This is a genomic window from Psychrobacter sp. PL15 (assembly GCF_035984995.1).
Taxonomy (GTDB): Bacteria; Pseudomonadota; Gammaproteobacteria; order Pseudomonadales; family Moraxellaceae; genus Psychrobacter.
Map to the genome: position 1 here is coordinate 69,322 of NZ_JAXCIB010000004.1, position 17,120 is coordinate 86,441.

15 protein-coding genes, 1 tRNA gene and 1 other RNA gene are annotated in these 17,120 nt (G+C 42.7%); 2 read left to right on the plus strand and 15 right to left on the minus strand.

The window, feature by feature from the left end; genetic code table 11:
• Nucleotides 1-35 precede the first annotated feature (35 nt).
• A complete protein-coding gene (locus tag RCH20_RS04810; protein ID WP_327192786.1) occupies nt 36-1,217 on the minus strand; it encodes an OmpA family protein in 1,182 nt (393 codons plus the stop codon).
• Between the two features lie 682 nt (nt 1,218-1,899).
• On the opposite strand from RCH20_RS04810, the gene RCH20_RS04815 reads away from it, so the two are divergent.
• Nucleotides 1,900-2,601: a GspH/FimT family pseudopilin gene (locus tag RCH20_RS04815; protein WP_327192787.1), complete on the plus strand. Its 702-nt coding sequence runs from the start codon at nt 1,900-1,902 to the stop codon at nt 2,599-2,601.
• Between the two features lie 23 nt (nt 2,602-2,624).
• Here RCH20_RS04815 and RCH20_RS04820 read toward each other — a convergent pair whose 3' ends face one another.
• The 13 genes from RCH20_RS04820 to coaD form a co-directional block, all read right to left on the minus strand.
• Nucleotides 2,625-3,383 carry a pyridoxine 5'-phosphate synthase gene (locus tag RCH20_RS04820; RefSeq protein ID WP_327192788.1) on the minus strand — a complete coding sequence of 253 codons (759 nt, stop codon included), beginning with the start codon at nt 3,381-3,383 and terminating at the stop codon, nt 2,625-2,627.
• An 81-nt stretch (nt 3,384-3,464) separates the two neighbouring features.
• Nucleotides 3,465-4,199: a DNA repair protein RecO gene (gene recO / locus RCH20_RS04825; protein WP_209955395.1), complete on the minus strand. Its 735-nt coding sequence runs from the start codon at nt 4,197-4,199 to the stop codon at nt 3,465-3,467.
• Nucleotides 4,200-4,285: 86 nt separating this feature from the next.
• A complete protein-coding gene (era, locus tag RCH20_RS04830) occupies nt 4,286-5,338 on the minus strand; it encodes a GTPase Era (protein ID WP_327192888.1) in 1,053 nt (350 codons plus the stop codon).
• 365 nt (nt 5,339-5,703) lie between these two features.
• On the minus strand, nt 5,704-6,501 hold the full coding sequence (gene rnc / locus RCH20_RS04835; protein ID WP_209955397.1) for a ribonuclease III: 798 nt from the start codon (nt 6,499-6,501) through the stop codon (nt 5,704-5,706).
• A gap of 170 nt (nt 6,502-6,671) precedes the next feature.
• A complete protein-coding gene (locus RCH20_RS04840; RefSeq protein WP_327192790.1) occupies nt 6,672-7,058 on the minus strand; it encodes a DUF4845 domain-containing protein in 387 nt (128 codons plus the stop codon).
• Between the two features lie 195 nt (nt 7,059-7,253).
• Complete coding sequence (gene lepB, locus RCH20_RS04845; protein WP_209955399.1) at nt 7,254-8,156, minus strand: signal peptidase I; 903 nt, start codon at nt 8,154-8,156, stop codon at nt 7,254-7,256.
• Nucleotides 8,157-8,308: 152 nt separating this feature from the next.
• Nucleotides 8,309-10,105, minus strand: a complete 1,797-nt coding sequence (gene lepA, locus RCH20_RS04850; RefSeq protein ID WP_209955401.1) for a translation elongation factor 4 — start codon at nt 10,103-10,105, stop codon at nt 8,309-8,311.
• 413 nt (nt 10,106-10,518) lie between these two features.
• A tRNA-Met gene (locus RCH20_RS04855) sits at nt 10,519-10,595 on the minus strand.
• A gap of 195 nt (nt 10,596-10,790) precedes the next feature.
• Nucleotides 10,791-11,173: RNase P RNA component class A (rnpB, locus tag RCH20_RS04860), an RNA gene on the minus strand.
• 227 nt (nt 11,174-11,400) lie between these two features.
• Complete coding sequence (gene bioD, locus RCH20_RS04865; RefSeq protein WP_327192791.1) at nt 11,401-12,129, minus strand: dethiobiotin synthase; 729 nt, start codon at nt 12,127-12,129, stop codon at nt 11,401-11,403.
• 50 nt (nt 12,130-12,179) lie between these two features.
• The gene (bioA, locus tag RCH20_RS04870; RefSeq protein WP_327192792.1) at nt 12,180-13,508 is read right to left on the minus strand and encodes an adenosylmethionine--8-amino-7-oxononanoate transaminase; all 1,329 of its coding nucleotides are present in this window, start codon (nt 13,506-13,508) and stop codon (nt 12,180-12,182) included.
• A gap of 188 nt (nt 13,509-13,696) precedes the next feature.
• A complete protein-coding gene (locus RCH20_RS04875) occupies nt 13,697-13,945 on the minus strand; it encodes a YfhL family 4Fe-4S dicluster ferredoxin (protein ID WP_327192793.1) in 249 nt (82 codons plus the stop codon).
• A gap of 113 nt (nt 13,946-14,058) precedes the next feature.
• Nucleotides 14,059-14,571, minus strand: a complete 513-nt coding sequence (gene coaD, locus RCH20_RS04880; RefSeq protein ID WP_327192794.1) for a pantetheine-phosphate adenylyltransferase — start codon at nt 14,569-14,571, stop codon at nt 14,059-14,061.
• A 533-nt stretch (nt 14,572-15,104) separates the two neighbouring features.
• Between coaD and smpB the strand changes: the two genes are divergently transcribed.
• Complete coding sequence (smpB, locus tag RCH20_RS04885) at nt 15,105-15,581, plus strand: SsrA-binding protein SmpB (RefSeq protein WP_209955410.1); 477 nt, start codon at nt 15,105-15,107, stop codon at nt 15,579-15,581.
• 393 nt (nt 15,582-15,974) lie between these two features.
• On the opposite strand, the gene rarD is transcribed toward smpB, so the two are convergent.
• Nucleotides 15,975-16,976, minus strand: a complete 1,002-nt coding sequence (gene rarD, locus RCH20_RS04890; protein WP_209955412.1) for an EamA family transporter RarD — start codon at nt 16,974-16,976, stop codon at nt 15,975-15,977.
• Between the last annotated feature and the right edge of the window lie 144 nt (nt 16,977-17,120).

Sequence of the window (17,120 nt, forward strand, 5' to 3'; positions counted from 1 at the left end):
TTACTTAATAAGGCTTACTTAAGATAAGCAGTTACTTACTGAATAACCATGTCTTTGGTTTGCTCAACAGTCATCGTTTTGTCACCAGTGATGATGGCATAAACACGACGGTTCATAGCACGACCTTCTTCAGTATCGTTTGGCGCGATTGGACGGTCATAACCGTAACCAACTGTTGATAGACGGTTTGGTGCAATACCAAATTCGTTAGTCAACATAGATTTCACAGCAACGGCACGGGCTTCAGACAGACGTTGGTTATAACGTGCTGATGGACCAGTTTTAGAAGCATGACCTTCGACGCGGGCGATAGAGTTAGGATACTCACGCATCTTCTCTGCTACTTTAGCGATTTCAGGCTGATATTGGTTTTTGATAGCTGATTTATCGTTATCAAAGAATACACGAAGTTCCATTTTTAGTTCGTCAGTAATGTCTACTGCTACTGGGCAACCACGTTCGTCTACAACCACATTCATTGGAGTGCCTGGGCACGCATCCATGCTGTCAAGTACGCCATCACCGTCAGAATCAAGATCAGATTCAACAACGATAATTGGTGCAGTATCAACCATAGGCATAGGTTCTACCATTGGTGGTACTGCTACTGTTGGGGCTAAATGGCCACCTAGTACAACTTCTAGACCGGCTAAGGCCATGCCTTCCCACCAGTTATTATCGAAGTTATGAATCGCACGGGCTTCACCACGTAGGCTCAATGCATCATTGATACGATACATAGCACCTAAACCTAGGTTACCGATAGTATCAGTAGTCTCTGCGACTTCAAGACCGGTCGAATCTTCGATTTTAAGTTTAGACTGACCAGCACCAATCAGCATATATGGCTTAAATTTGCCATCAGTATAGCCAGTAAACTGCTCAGTACCGATTAAGAAGTTACCAGAAATCATTTCTTGTTCAGCGTCGAAATTGTCATTTCCGTTTTGGTCGATAGCGTCTGTATTTGATACGCCATATTCTACTTGGAACTGAGTAGAAGGGGTCAGCTCAATACCCAGTGCCGCACCAGTGTATAGGCCATCTTCTTTGTAGTAGCTGTCGGAGCCATTTTTCAATAAGTCAGCTTGATCATCATCAGCGCCTTCGCTGTAATGATAACCAAGTAATAGTGGAGTAACAGTAACGCCAGCGTTGGCCGCTAGTGGCGCAGCTGTTACGGCAAATAAAGCTAGGGCAATTTTATTCAATTTCATGGACTTCCTCCAAAGGATGATTTGAGTAATGCGTTAAGCACAACCACTTCCTAGATGACCAAAAACAGACATCGTTTACAAGTGTATAACTATACAACAAAAGCAATTAGGAAGTAGCTTATCGACTATCAATTCAGTTTACAACTTTTTTCGTTAGTCAGCTACACATTATTACACGAGAGCGTTGCAAACAAAAAACAATAACATATTTATTTTACTGAGGGCTAACAGGGTTTGTACATTTTGGCTTTTGAATGCTAAGTTGTAATAGATAACCTACCAAACTGTATCTATTATCTGCGCTTAGTTTAATACAGTTGTCCCTTTTTCTCTATTGTTAATACTCGGCATTCACTAATTGAAACATTTTTTGACAATAGACAACAATGGGCACATCATCTGTTTATATCATATTAATCAACATAGTTCTAGTAATGCAGCAAAAACTTGAACGGTCTTACTAGATAAGAGGATCTTTCAAGAATATAGGACGACTTAAAACACAGGAATACTTGTGGCAGAAAAGACTGAATATTGTGTTAAATGTTATGTTGAATGTTGAATGTTGTGTTGAATGTTGTGTTGAATGTTGTGTTGCACAGGCAAGCGAAACTACTCAGTTTTATTACCCTACTTTTTATCACCCTACTTATCACCCTACTTATATAGGCAGCAACCGCTTATGGCTATGTTATATAAAGTATCGTCGAGTAACCAGCATGCATTTACCTTTGTTTTGGCTCTTAATAACTGTAAACGTATTCATTCAACGCCAGTTGACAATGTGGGTATGGTTGATTCTAAAGCCGTTCAACCAAGCCCATCAGCTAGCAACTATAACACCTCCTTTATATCCTGTAGCGAAGGTGGTTTTAATCTAGTGGAGCTGATCGTGACGGTAACCATTTTAGCGATTATCGCCGTAATCGCCACTCCCGCTGTCTTAACGCAACTGGCGCACATGGAGGCCAAACGTATTAGGTACGGGATGCTAAACACCCTAGCATTGGCTAAAGCGGAGAGTCTGATTAGACGCAAAAACTTACTGGTATGTTTATCTGACGGCAATGGTCGGTGTGATAGAGACAGCAATAGAGCCTTATTATTGTTTATGGATAACAACAGTAATCAAGACTTTGATGCCGATACTGACGGGCTATTAGTAGAACTAACATTAAGCCCTAGATACGGTACACTGCATCTACGTGCAGGTAATCGTGATTATGTCAGGTTTGCTGGCGATAGTGGTAAGCCACGCGGGTTTTTTGGCCATATTAAATACTGCCCAAGCTCAAATTATAATCAAGCAATGTATCAAATATCATTCAACCAATCAGGCATCATTAAGTATAAACCCAGCAGTATGCACCCGACTGGTTGTTGAGCTTAAGTTTGAACCCTTAATCCTTAACGGTACATAGCGGCTTTCATCATCGTTACTGCCTGCGCTAAGCCTACAAAGACCGCATCAGCGATGAGCGCATGACCAATATTAAGCTCATAAATACCTTTAATCTGGGCGATGGCATGGACGTTATCGCGAGACAATCCATGACCTGCATTAATCAATAATTTATTATCTGCTAACTGTGCATGACTTACGGCGTGCTCGATACGCTGTAGCTCAGCGCGCTGCCCAGCTGTATTGCTGGCCAAGCCCATTTCTGCATAAGCACCCGTATGTAGTTCAACAGCGTCAGCCTGGCAGGCCACTGCTGCTTCGATCTGGGCTTCATCTGGGTCAATGAATAAAGATACTTTTATGTTTGCTGCATGCAACTGGCTGATATAATCTGTCAACCAAGTGATCTGCCCTACAACATCGAGCCCACCTTCTGTAGTTAACTCGGCACGTTTTTCGGGTACTAGACATACCCAAAACGGCTTAACCTCACAGGCAATTGCTAGCATCTCAGTAGTCGCAGCCATTTCTAAGTTTAATCGAGTAGTCAGTTGCTGCGCAATATCATAAACATCTGCATCTTGAATATGGCGGCGATCCTCACGTAGATGAATAGTGATACCATCGGCCCCTGCTTGTTCGCACAATAATGCTGCTGCCAAAGGACTGGGGTAATCGACCCCGCGCACTTGGCGTAAGGTCGCCACATGATCTATATTGACGCCCAATAAAGGCTGTTGTAAGTGTTGCGATGAAGTGTTCATAAAAAACCCTTTTGATAAAGATGATCCATTAACATACTGACGATTGTCTGCGATAGAGGCTTTTATAAAATTTATTTTGCTTTACTGATAGCGCTGTTGTTGTTGCCAGAGTAAGCGACTTTGTAGGGGTTGATAGTCGAGTAAATGGTCGATTAATTGACGGTGTAAACGTGACCATGCGCTGAGCGTGGTTGCAGATATCCCCAGTTGCGCCATTAGCAATATCTCACTGCCCTCAAACACCGCTTGTACTGTCGTGTTGGCTAAATGATCCGTTTGTACAATCGGTACCAAGCCTACATCGGGTAAGAACTGATAAGTACAGTCAGGCTCAATGACAGACAGCGTATTATCATGCGCTAGCGTTAATGCAAAGCCTAACTCGGTAAATAGGCGCTGCTCAAATTGCCGTAAACATAAACGCAATTCTTCTGCGGTTAATGGCTGCTTAAGTTGCCGTAAACTGTCTTGATAATATTGCCAGAGTACTGGCATGGGGTCTTCGGTAGGTAGTAACTTCAAAAGTATTTCGTTGAGATATAACGCCGCATACTGCTGCTGACCGCTAATCTGCTGGTAACGTTGGGTTTCAGCGCTCACAAAATCACGTTCCAGTGGCACTATATTCATTTGACTAAAAGTTTTTAAATCACGTTTACCAGTGGCAAACAGTTGTAATGGTACAAACAGTGGTGCGCCTTTTTTACCTACACCATTTATTATGCCATGCTGCTGGGAAAATAAGTGATAAAGCGCACGCTTTTCTTGATACGGGCGCTGATGTAATAAATAACCGATTAATGCTTCATTACGCATGGTTGATTACCTCAGCGCTAGCCTCAATACGCGCTATAACTGAGCGCAAGTATCTCACTCAATCACGGGCTTGACGAGGTATTTGATTAATAACCCAAGCTGGTCAGCGCACGTTCGTCATCAGACCAGCCACGCTTGATTTTTACCCATAAGGTCAACATGATTTTTTTGCCGAACAACAGCTCCATGTCCTTACGCGCGTCCATACCCACTTGCTTGATGCGCTGACCTTTGTCACCGATAACGATGGCTTTTTGGCCGCTACGTTCGACGTAAATAGTCGCATCAATGAAGGTACAAGCTTTACGTGGACGACCTGTTTTTGGATCGTTGTGCGCGGCCTCATCTTTAAATTCATCAATCTGAACCGTCAAGTCGTAAGGTACTTCATCACCGGCACTACGCATGATTTTTTCGCGGATAATTTCGCTGGCTAAAAAACGCTCAGAGCGATCAGTGATTTGTTCGGTGTCATAAATAGGGGTCGCAACTGGCAGATGCGACGCAATGACTTCCTGCAAACGATCAAGATTTTGATTTTTCAATGCTGAAACCGGTACGATATCAGCAAAATCAAAGCTGTCACTAAACGTCTCAATAAGTGGTAACAGAGTGCCTTTATCTTTTAAGGTATCCGCTTTATTAATCACTAGCACCACATTGAGATCAGTACTGCCAATCTTTTGTAGAACCAATAGATCATCATCACGCCACTGATCAGAATCTACTACAAACAGTACCAAATCAACATCAACCAGTGCCGAAACGGCTGCTTTATTCATACGCTCATTGATTGCACGCACTTCATTACGATGGATACCTGGGGTATCAACGAACACCGCTTGCATCTCGTCATTAGACAAAATACCGTGGATGCGGTGACGAGTGGTTTGCGGCTTACGCGAGGTAATAGATAGCTTTTGACCCAACATATGGTTCATTAGCGTCGACTTACCAACGTTTGGACGTCCGACAATCGCGACATAACCAGCCTTAAAGCCATCGTTAAGATGGGTATGCTTCGTTGGTGCAAAGAAATCTTCAATCGCCGTATCACTTTCTAGGTCACTGCTTTCTAAATCAGTACTTTCTGAATCAGTGCTTTCTGGGTCAGCGCCTTCTGAACCAACTCTCTTCATTTCAGTACTTTTTAGCTTAGAACTTATTGAATCAGTATTTTTTAGCCTAGAATTTTCTGTCTCAACCGCCTTCTCATCAGCCACAGCATCTGTACTTTTAGTGGTGTCTGCAACTGGGCTCAAGTCTGTATTTTTGGTCGTATCATTGGTGTTTTCAGTCATATTATCGGCATTATCTTTATGGTTAGATGGCAAATCAGTAAGATTGCTCATAGGGTAATCCTGTCGGGTTTTATAAACGCCACTCAACTGTGTTGCACTCTCTTTATCGAAATATATGACAGACAGTGAGACGGTTATTACTTTGGAAATACTTATTATTCATTATGCATTGCTTAATGCTATCTAAATGATGCACGTTCAAGCTATGGACGTTTTTTGGCCGAATTTGGCAACTTATGCAGTTGATTAATCATCAGCTCCGCCGCTTTTTGCTCAGCAATACGGCGACTCTCACCCAGCTCAGTAATGTCAGGACAATTACTAATATTTACCTGACAGCGCACCACAAATATTTGATACGGGGCATTGCCACGGGTTTCCATTAGCTCATAATGTGGCAAATCAAATTGTTTAGATTGCAGCCATTCCTGCAAACGACTTTTGGCGTCTTTGAGGGCTTTTTGATCGTTGACGTTGTCAATAAGATCACCGTACCACGACAGTACGCAAGTACGAGTAATAGCCATATCCTGACTGTCTAGATAGATAGCACCAATCAGCGATTCCACAGCATCGGCCAATATCGAAGCACGATTGCGGCCCCCACCTTTGCGCTCGCCGATACCTAAAATCAAATGATTGGACAGCTCTAGATTTTGTGCAATGGTTACCAGTGATTCTTGGCGTACCAAGGTGGCACGCATACGAGTCAAGCGCCCTTCATTTTGGCTAGGGTAACGGTGATACAGAGCCTCACCAACAATCATACCTAATAGCGCATCCCCTAAAAACTCTAAACGCTCATAGTTCTTTTTACTGTCAAATGAACGATGGGTCAGCGCTAACTTCGGTAAGCTGAGATCCTTAAAGGTATAACCTAGCTTGCGCGTCAATACTGCCAACTGTTGAATAAAGTCTGAGCTGACAATAAAAGTGTCCATAGGTGCGTTGTTTTTTTGGGCCATAGGCACCGCCTGATACTGCTGTGAAATTGGTTTCATGCGTGGCGTGTGGTTATCCCTTTTGTCTCACTAATTGATGTTATTAAAGTCATAATATATTTATAGTACATGGCTTTTTGAATGTTCTAATAAGACAGCTATACAGAATTTTGCAACTGAAAAAGCTGATAAGTACCAAGAAGTTAAAAACCCGTTTGTGGCTATATTAACTACTCTGTTGCATTAACATCGCCTTCGAAGCGGTTTACGATATCAATATTGCCAAAAAGAGTATTGGTTTCTTCATATTTTTTATAAATAGCCAGTTGACCAACTTTCTTATTAGTGAAAGTAAATACGTCTCTGGCATCAGTATCGTAATTCGCGTTAATAGATAACTGACGATTGACTCGTTCGACGAACTCTTTGGCTGACTCGTTATTACTATTGGCTTGTTGAAGCTGCGAGCTCAAGGTTTTGGTCAGCTGATAATCGCTGACCTGCGCGGGTATAATTGCAATCGCTAACTTAGCTGAAATACCAATAACAACCAGTATTAAGATCATGCTAGTCACACTAGCACCGCGTTGAGAGGACAAACCAGACAACTGCTGCACCGTATACCACCTGTTAACCGTTAGTTAAATCACCACTGTTAATAGCTACTCACATAGACACTGATGCGATAGCGAATTTATGAGTGAGTCTTAATTTTATATAGTGATAAAAACAATATTAGCACAAACTATGCGCTCATAAGAGGGTCGTCTACGATCTATGTCGTAAAAACAATCGCCCGTCTACTTAGCTCTTTAGTCAATAGATCCATTGCGGCTAAAGGTTGGCAGATTAAGACCAGGTGGCTTGTGCATCCAGATATAAACCGCTTTTCCTGCTAGATTTTCATCAGGAACAAAGCCCCAAAAACGTCCATCAGCACTACGATCACGGTTATCACCCATTACAAAGTACTGACCTTCAGGCACAGTAATACGCCATTTTTTTCCTTCTGAACTGATTACTTCTGGCGACTGCTGCTGCAAAAATGGGGCATATTGTGAGCTGTTCATATCGAGTAAATAACGAACCAAGTGATCGTGCTCGCCTTGTATTTCTTGAAAATATTGCGCCTCATCCTCTTCTTGCTGTCCCATCTGTATGGCACCGTTCTCAGTCAGCACTTGCCCTGGTGCTACCTTGCCAGCTGAATACAATTGCGACGTCAGTTCAGGATTGGCGTCAAAACTGACTAACTTGGTGTCTACTGCCACGTCATTAATCGCTAATTGACCTTGGTCGTAAGTGACCGTATCACCTGGCAGACCGATCAAACGCTTAATATAATAAATGCTCGGGTTTTCAGGATAACGGAATACCACCACGTCACCATGCTCGGGCGAGCCCGTATCCAATACCTTATTATAGGTGAGCGGTAGACGCACACCATAAGCATATTTATTGACCGCAATAAAGTCGCCAGTATATAAGGTTGGCACCATAGATGATGACGGGATATTAAACGGCTCAATCAAAAATGAGCGTACTATTAATACCACTGCCAGTACCGGGAAAAAGTCATAAGCCCAACGTACCAACATGCTCTCTTTACCAAATCCGCGGGTTTTCCGCTGTTTGAACGCTAACTTATCTAATAGCCAAATCAGACCTAACCCTAGGGTTAACGGCACTAAAATTAAATTAAAATCAAAATCCATACTAGATTGCCTATTAGAGAGCTGCTTATCTGACCGTTTTCATTTATAAGACTAGCAATGGTTATTTACTACCTTCAGCAATTAATTGCCTCAATAGCGATTGGTCTCAATCGTTATTGAGGTGCTTAATTACCAACTGAAACAGCAATTATTTAATCTACTTGTAATACCGCTAAGAAGGCTTCTTGTGGAATCTCCACATTACCGACTTGTTTCATGCGTTTTTTACCGGCTTTTTGCTTAGACAATAATTTCTTTTTACGAGAAACATCACCACCATAGCATTTGGCCAGTACGTCTTTACGCATGGCCTTAACCGTACTACGCCCGATGATTTGGCTACCAATAGCAGCCTGAATCGCCACGTCAAACATCTGTCTTGGAATCAGCTCTTTCATCTTACCAACCAGCGCATTACCACGGTAACGAGATTGTGCTTCATGAACAATCATGGCTAAGGCATCCACTTTATCACCGTTAATAAGCACATCAACTTTGACTAATTTGTCTGCTTGATAACGCTCAAAATTATAATCAAGCGAGGCAAAGCCGCGTGAGACTGATTTTAGGCGATCAAAGAAATCCATCACAACCTCGCCCATTGGAATATCAAATATCAGCTGAACTTGTCTGCCCATAAAGCGCATATCGACTTGTACACCGCGGCGTTCAATGCATAGAGTCATGACGTTGCCCAAGTAATCTTGCGGCACCAAGATCTGACAACGGGCTATCGGTTCACGAAACTCTTCAATATTATTTGGCTCAGGCAATCTTGACGGGTTATCAACGTAAATAATTGTGCCATCTTTCTTCATGATCTCGTAAATAACTGATGGCGCAGTAGTGATCAAGTCCAAGTTGTATTCACGCTCTAGGCGCTCTTGGATGATCTCCATGTGCAGCATACCTAAGAAGCCGCAGCGAAAGCCAAAACCAAGGGCGTCTGAGGTATCTGGCTCAAAAAATAACGACGCATCATTAATTTGTAATTTCTGTAGTGCCTCACGGAACTTTTCAAAGTCCGTAGATTCTACTGGGAACATGCCCGCATACACCTGCGGGGTGATCTGTTTGAACCCAGGAATACGATCGACATCAGGCGTCTTAGCATGAGTAATCGTGTCACCAACCGGTGCACCAGCAATATCTTTAATACCAGCGATGATAAAACCCACTTCACCCGCTTCCAAAATACCCGTATCTAAAGGCTTCGGGGTAAAGACCCCGATCGAGCCTACCAGATGCGCTTCTTTGGTTGACTTGATATAAAGTTTGTCACCTTTTTTTATTGTACCTTGGCGCACACGCACTAAGGACACCACGCCCAAGTAATTATCGAACCAGGAGTCAATGATGAGCGCTTGTAGTGGCGCTTCACGATCTCCTGTTGGTGCAGGAATAAATTCAACTATGGCTTCCAGTAACTTATCAACACCCAGACCAGATTTGGCGGAGACGCGCGGCGCATCAACGGCATCAATACCAATGATATCTTCAATCTCTTGAATCACACGTTCAGGCTCTACTTGTGGCAAGTCGATCTTATTAAGGACCGCCATTACCTCCAAGCCTTGATCAACTGCGGTATAACAGTTAGCAACGGATTGTGCTTCCACACCCTGCGCCGCATCGACCACCAATAAGGCACCTTCACAAGCCGCTAATGAACGCGAGACTTCATAAGAAAAATCCACGTGCCCTGGAGTATCAATAAAGTTGAGCTGATAGCGCTCTCCATTGGGGTGTTCGTAGAATAAGGTTACTGATTGCGCCTTGATGGTGATGCCGCGCTCACGCTCAATATCCATGGAGTCGAGTACTTGCGCCTGCATTTCACGATCTTGCAGCGCGCCGCACATTTGAATAAAACGATCAGCAAGGGTCGACTTGCCATGATCAATGTGGGCAATGATAGAGAAGTTACGAATATTGGCTAATGCAGTCACAAAGCGCCTACTAAATAGAGGATAAGGGGATAGTTATTGAAAATAATATTTAATAATATCGGCGGTCGCAAGTATGGCGCTAGCACTCGATGGCATGAGGCCTAATAAATCAGCATTAATGTTCCATCGGCGATAAGGTCACTCAACGTTGCGCGCAAACATATACAGGTATTCTAGCAGTTTTCTACTGTAAAGTAAGGCGATTTTATCAGCAAGCGTTTGATTTATAAGTGAGGATCGCTGAGCTTATCAATGAAGAGGACTTAGTCTGCGGTTATATGAGATACCAATGGTGAGATACCAATGGCTAAATAACGATTAATAGCAAGGTTCTTAAGCATTAACTATTCAACAGACAAAAAAAAACCAATCACGGAGGATTGGAATTTTAAATTTGAACAACTACAGATAAATGGTGGCGATGAAGAGACTTGAACTCTTGACCTCACGATTATGAGTCATGCGCTCTAACCAGCTGAGCTACATCGCCATTTAAGGCTCGGTATTATGCCCAAGCAGGAGACTGACGTCAACCCTTAAGCAGAATTTTTTTGCAAATAAATGGTTTTATAATAAAAATAAAGCCATTTGTTAAAACAATACGCACTTATTATCGTTTTAACGCTTAAAATCCTAAAGTTTCAAATAGTCTAGCTTGAAAGCTTATAACTTAAACGATAAAAAAAGGTTTGGTAAACCGATAAGCCGGGTTCTGTCGTGGACAATCATTCCTCTAGGCGTATCATCGCTAATACGCTCAAGCAACCTACCCGCATCGAACGCGGGCCGCGCCATGCCGATGCCTATTTGGTCTTGCTACGCGTGGAGTTTACCATGCCGTGAACTGTTGCCAGCCACGCGGTGCGCTCTTACCGCACCCTTTCACCCTTACCGATGACATGAATATCTTGCGATACTCACATAAGCCAAAGGCGGTCTACTCTCTGCTGCACTGGTCGTCAAGTTACCCTGCCCAGCCGTTAGCTGGCACGCTGCCCTATGTAGCCCGGACTTTCCTCCCCTGCTCATCTGTTGCCAGTGTGCAGCGGCGATTGCCTAGTCTACCAAGCGCGCTAGTATAACAAACCTACTGGTTGATTGGGGAAGTCTTTTTGGCTTATTTTTATTGTCAAAAACACTGAAGAAATTTATAGGCTGTTTAAAGTGAATCACTGGTGCCATTAGAACCGTTCAGCTAGCAAAAATGTTCTTACTTCCTGTTAATAAGCGTGACAGAGGCTGTAAAAAACTCCGCCAGCTACGCTATATTTTAAAAGATAAGATGTAAGTCATTATTATTTTAAAAAGTTTTTGGGCAGAACGACATCGGTATTATTAAGATCATCATCCTTTTGCACTACCAAACGTAGCCAATGCGTATTTGGATAATTTTTCTGAAGATAGTGGTGCAAAAACTCGATGGTGCTGTTAGCAATTTCGGTATCTGTGCTGGTACTGGTATCTTCATCATGAATATGATTATAAATCACGCTATGGACGGTTAGGCCCCGTGATTTTATCGCTTCCAAACTTAATAAGGTATGATTGATACTGCCCAAGCGACCGGAGGTGACTAGAATGATAGGATAGCCTTGGGCGGCAATATAATCTAAGGTTAATAAATCTGCAGTTATCGGCACCAGTAACCCGCCTGCCCCTTCTAGTAGCACCACCTCATAATCCGCTTGCAAACGCTGAGTGCCATTGGTAATGACCTCGGGGTGAAGAACCTCGTTAGCAAGCTTAGCCGATAAATGCGGTGACGCGGGCTTCTGATAACGATAAGGGCAAGTCGTATAATCAAGGTCACATGGCTGTAGCGCTATGTCCATCAATGTACGATGAGTGATGATATCATCAGCAATATCCATCTCGCCGCTATCTGGATCTATCGCCACACCTGTTTGTACTAACTTTTGGGTAATAACATTGATGCCTTGCTGCAATAATGCTTTAGCAATTAATCCAGTAGCATAGGTTTTGCCAATGTCGGTATCGATACCGGAGATAAATAGCACGCTCATAACTGACCTCATGACAAAAAATTGCTAGCTAATAAAATCAAAAACGATTGTTAGGCTTCACTGTGTAAAGCTGGGTTCGAAGTTTGCGCTAAATAAATGCTGACGACTTTTAACAAGGCTTGGCATAAAGTTGCAAGCTCGCTATCAGTAATGATATATGGCGGCATGATATAAACCAATTTGCCAAAGGGTCTGACCCAAATACCTTGCGCTAATAGCAGTGCCTGAAAAGTAGGCATATCAACCGCGTCATCCAGCTCAATCACTGCTACTGCACCCAAACAGCGTACTTCTTTAACGCCATCTAACTTAGCAGCTGGTACGAGTTGCTGTTCCATAAAGGCTTGCATATGTGCAGTGCGCGACTCAATATCATAAGACACTATCAAATCAACCGACGCACAAGCGACCGCACAGGCTAGCGGATTGCCCATAAAGGTAGGACCATGCATCAATGCGGGATAATCACTTTGGCTAATAGTCTCAGCAATGGCGCGGGTACATAAGGTCGCGGCAAAAGTCATATAGCCACCAGTCAGCGCCTTACCAATAGTCATAATATCAGGGCTAATATCGGCATGCTCACACGCAAATAACTTGCCACTGCGACCAAAGCCAGTCGCGATTTCATCGGCAATCAGTACTACGTCATGCTGATCACACAATTGGCGCAACAGTTGTAAATACTCAGGACTATAAAAGCGCATACCACCTGCGCCTTGAATAATTGGCTCGATAATAAAGCCTGCCAGCTGATGGCAGTTCTTATCAAAAAACACGGTTAACTCATCGCGCTCATCGTCCGTCAAAGTACGCTCAAAGCCTAATGGCGGTGCGGACACGAAATGCTGCATAGGCAATTGATTGCCATATAAACTGTGCATGCCCGCGACCGGATCACAGACACTCATCGCATGCCAAGTATCACCATAGTAGCCTGAATGGGTGGATGCAAATTGCCGCTTGTTTGGCCGCTGAGCCGCAACTTGATACTGCAGCGCCATCTTAAGTGCCACTTCCACCGCGATGCTGCCACTATCAGCATAAAAGATCGCATCAAGTCCAGCAGGAACGATTGACAGCAGTTTTTTGCCTAAATCTATCGCTGGTTGATGGGTCAAACCACCGAACATGACATGCGCCATTTTGCCCAGTTGTTCAATAATAGCGGCATTTAGCTTTGGATGGTTGTAGCCATGCACGCTTGCCCACCACGACGACATACCATCAATCAGACGCGTGCCATCTTGAGTGACAATATAGATGCCATCAGCATGATCAATAACGATATTGGGATAAGTGGGTGGCAAGCTAGCGTAGGGATGCCAGAGATGTTGGTGGTCGAAGTCACTTGTTGAGCTGTCTGTATTGATAGTCATAGTGTGATCCCTAAAATGTCAGCTTTGTAGCAATTCCAAAAAAAGACTACTATTATGAGACGCGCCAAACCTATAAAAATAGGACTTACACGGCTCTTGCTAGTGAGCTTTTATTTTTAAAAACACTATTAATATGAGTGGTGGTTAGAGGCGAGTGCTCGCTTTTAATGATGATATTGCACAGTGAGCTATTGACCAGTAATACGCTTGTATTTAGACATCAAATCGCTCTGTGTTTCGACATAATTGGGGTCATGAGGAATGCAGTCAATGGGACAAATGACGACGCATTGCGGCTCGTCAAAATGCCCGACACATTCGGTGCACAAGTCGGGGTCGATAACATAAATATCATCCCCTTCTGAGATGGCATCATTTGGACAAGCAGGCTCACACACATCACAATTGATGCATTCGTCAGTGATTAACAGCGCCATAAACTGCTCCTTATTATTCTACTAACAGCTGAGTTTTCTCAACTGAATGATTGAGCACATAACGGTTGCTAGTACTCATTAACCTTTAAAATTTGGGTGCTTGAACGTTTACTTTATTTAATATTTAGCTTGTTGGTGAAAGCTTCTGCAACACAATCAGGAACAAACTTAGTGACATCACCGCCAAGTCTGGCTATTTCGCGAATCATAGTTGAAGATATAAATGAATAGTTCTGAGATGGGGTCAAAAATACTGCTTCAAAATTTTCATCGAGCTCACGGTTCATATTGGCCAGTTGAAACTCATACTCAAAGTCGGACATCGCCCGTAAGCCACGTAGCACAGCAGTAGCATTTTTTTCACGCATAAAATCTACTAACAGACCTTCAAAACCTATCACTGATACTTGCGGCAAGCCAGCAAATACCGTCTCTACTAATGCTACCCGTTCTTCGAAGTCAAATAAAGGCTTTTTGTGGTGGCCTGAAGCCACAGCAATAACCACTTCATCAAACAGCTTTACCGCGCGTGTGACTAAGTCCACATGACCATTAGTAATGGGGTCAAAGGTACCAGGATACAATATTTTGGTATGCAATTTTGAAGAAGTCGCAGGAAGGCTCATAGCGGTGCTAATTTGGTCGTTAATATTACCGACTATGCTAGCAAATTTTGTCTAAATTTAACACTTATCTACCATTTAAAGTTGTCCATTGGCCCTCGATATTATTTAGTGACCTTCATTACTTGTGAAATTTAGTAGCAAGAACTTGTGCCTACTACTCATAAATACTCAAAGTTGCTCATTTATTTATGCTAAATTGCTAATATTAGTGACATTTTTAATAGCAACGCAGCCGCTACATTTGTTATAACAGCCCACTTACATTTTCGCTGTAGGCTTTGCTACAATAGGCGGTTCGACTCATCTAGTATTTATGGTCCGAACCCGACAGTTGGGTTGGGCTATATAGTAAAGCAAATATTAATCTGTTATGAGCAAGACGAGAGAAAATGGTACGCCAACTTATGATAATAGTTACATTTTATAATAGTAGGTGCATTATGCGAGTCTGACACCATAGCTGATTGGTAGTTGATTTAGGATAAGATGAGGAACTGGTCAGACGAGGACACCACGTCTAGAAAGAGGTAGCCATGTCAAAAAAATCAAGAAAGCCTGACAATCAAATCTGTGCAAACAAAAAGGCTCGCCACGAATACTTTATTGAAGAATCCTTTGAAGCAGGAGTGGCATTACAAGGTTGGGAAGTAAAAGCCATTCGTGCCGGAAAAATGACCATTACCGAAGCCTATGTCATTTTCCGTAACGGAGAAGCCTTTTTATTCGGGTCACATATTCAACCGCTGTTAAGTAGCTCGACGCATGTCAGTCCTGATAGTATCCGTACGCGCAAGCTGCTGCTTAATCGCCGAGAAATCGAAAAGCTATTTGGTGCGGTCAATCAAAAAGGTTATTCCTGCGTACCGTTGTCTTGCTACTGGAAGAACTCATTAGTTAAATGCCAAATTGGGCTAGCATTAGGTAAAAAGCAGCATGACAAACGCAAGACCTTAAAGGATCGTGATTGGGAACGTGACAAGCAGCGCGGCTTTAAGCAGCATTTGGACTAGCCGTTTTTAGAATATAGTTAATGAAAAGTAATATCGATATATAACCTACTGCTGGCATAAGTTTTTCTTGCTTGCTGTGCCTACGCAGACAGAGGCTGCAAAAAGCGTATACCAGCAGTACCGAAGCGTTTTTAAGGTATTTTAACTATAGTGGTTTTAATTTAAAATCACCCTGGTTAATGCGGGGCAAAAGGGACGATTCAAGCTATTTATTGAATCGTCCCTTTTTTATTGTCTTTTAATTGATCAGTTTGGCTGAATAGTTTTAACGCTAAGCTTTTTGTCTATTTAGATGCTGTTTTTGTTTAGGTGCCATTTTTATTTATATACAGGTCATTCAGGTATTTGGCTATTTAACTTTCTAATAGTTTAACTTTCTAGTAGTTTAACTTCCTAACTATTTAAAACTGTTCTTGCCTCTTTACGAGAGCGGCGTAGTTGCCGGACTCCATGTGCAATTAAAAAGGCAATGCCTAACCAAATCAACCCATAGCTGTAGATCATCGCCGACTCAAACGGGTTGCCCAATATGGTAACTGCTAAAATAAACAACAAGGCGGGCTCTAAATAACTCATCATACCGTAGACGTTGACTGGCAGCATTTGACTGGCATCAATATTGGTTTTCATAGCCAGTACGCTCAGTACCCCAAGGCCTATCAACATGATGATGAAGAATCCAGAACCGGCCACCATGGTCAAATTGCTTGGCGCTATTAGATACAAATACCCAAGCGCAAACGGGGCAAATAAAGTCAAATCCACCAGCATGCCAGTGATGGCATCAATCCCTTGCAGGCGTCGCAGGATATAATATATTGGATAGGTACCACACACCCATAAGGTCGCCCAGGATACACTTTGGGTACGAATAATTTCACTGCCCACCCCTACCGCTGCAAATGCTACCGCAAGCCATTGTAGCCGGCTGAGCTTTTCACCGAATAATACACAACCGAACACCACCATCATCAAGGGAAATAAAAAATATCCCATCGCAGTCTGTACGCCTTGACCATTGACTGGTGCCCACATAAATAGCCACAATTGACTTAAAAATATCGGTGTCGGTAGCAGTAACCATGCCCACTGCTTGACTGAACGTAAGGCTCGTAGCTTATCAATATGTAAGTTTAGGCGACCACTGAGCAGTAAATATCCTATCAATACTGCCCACATGGCTAGCATGCGCCAAATAAATACTTGTGTACCTGATAAGGGCGCAAGAAGACTACTGTAGGCATAAAGCACGCCAAACAAAATATTGGACACGATAGCAAACACTACCCCTAATATTAAAGTACGCTGTTGCGGACTACCGCTCGTCCAAATGGCAGGTAATAACCACCGTGACAAAGTGGACGCTACCATATTAGATAGGATTGACGTAGACATATAGAGCACCATAAATTGAGATACAAATAAAAAGAGACTATTACCAGCTTTGATTTTATATTTGTTAACTGATAAGATTAATTTTACAAGGATATAGTGAAAAAATATCTCAATATTATCTTAATTATGATTTTATTTATCTAA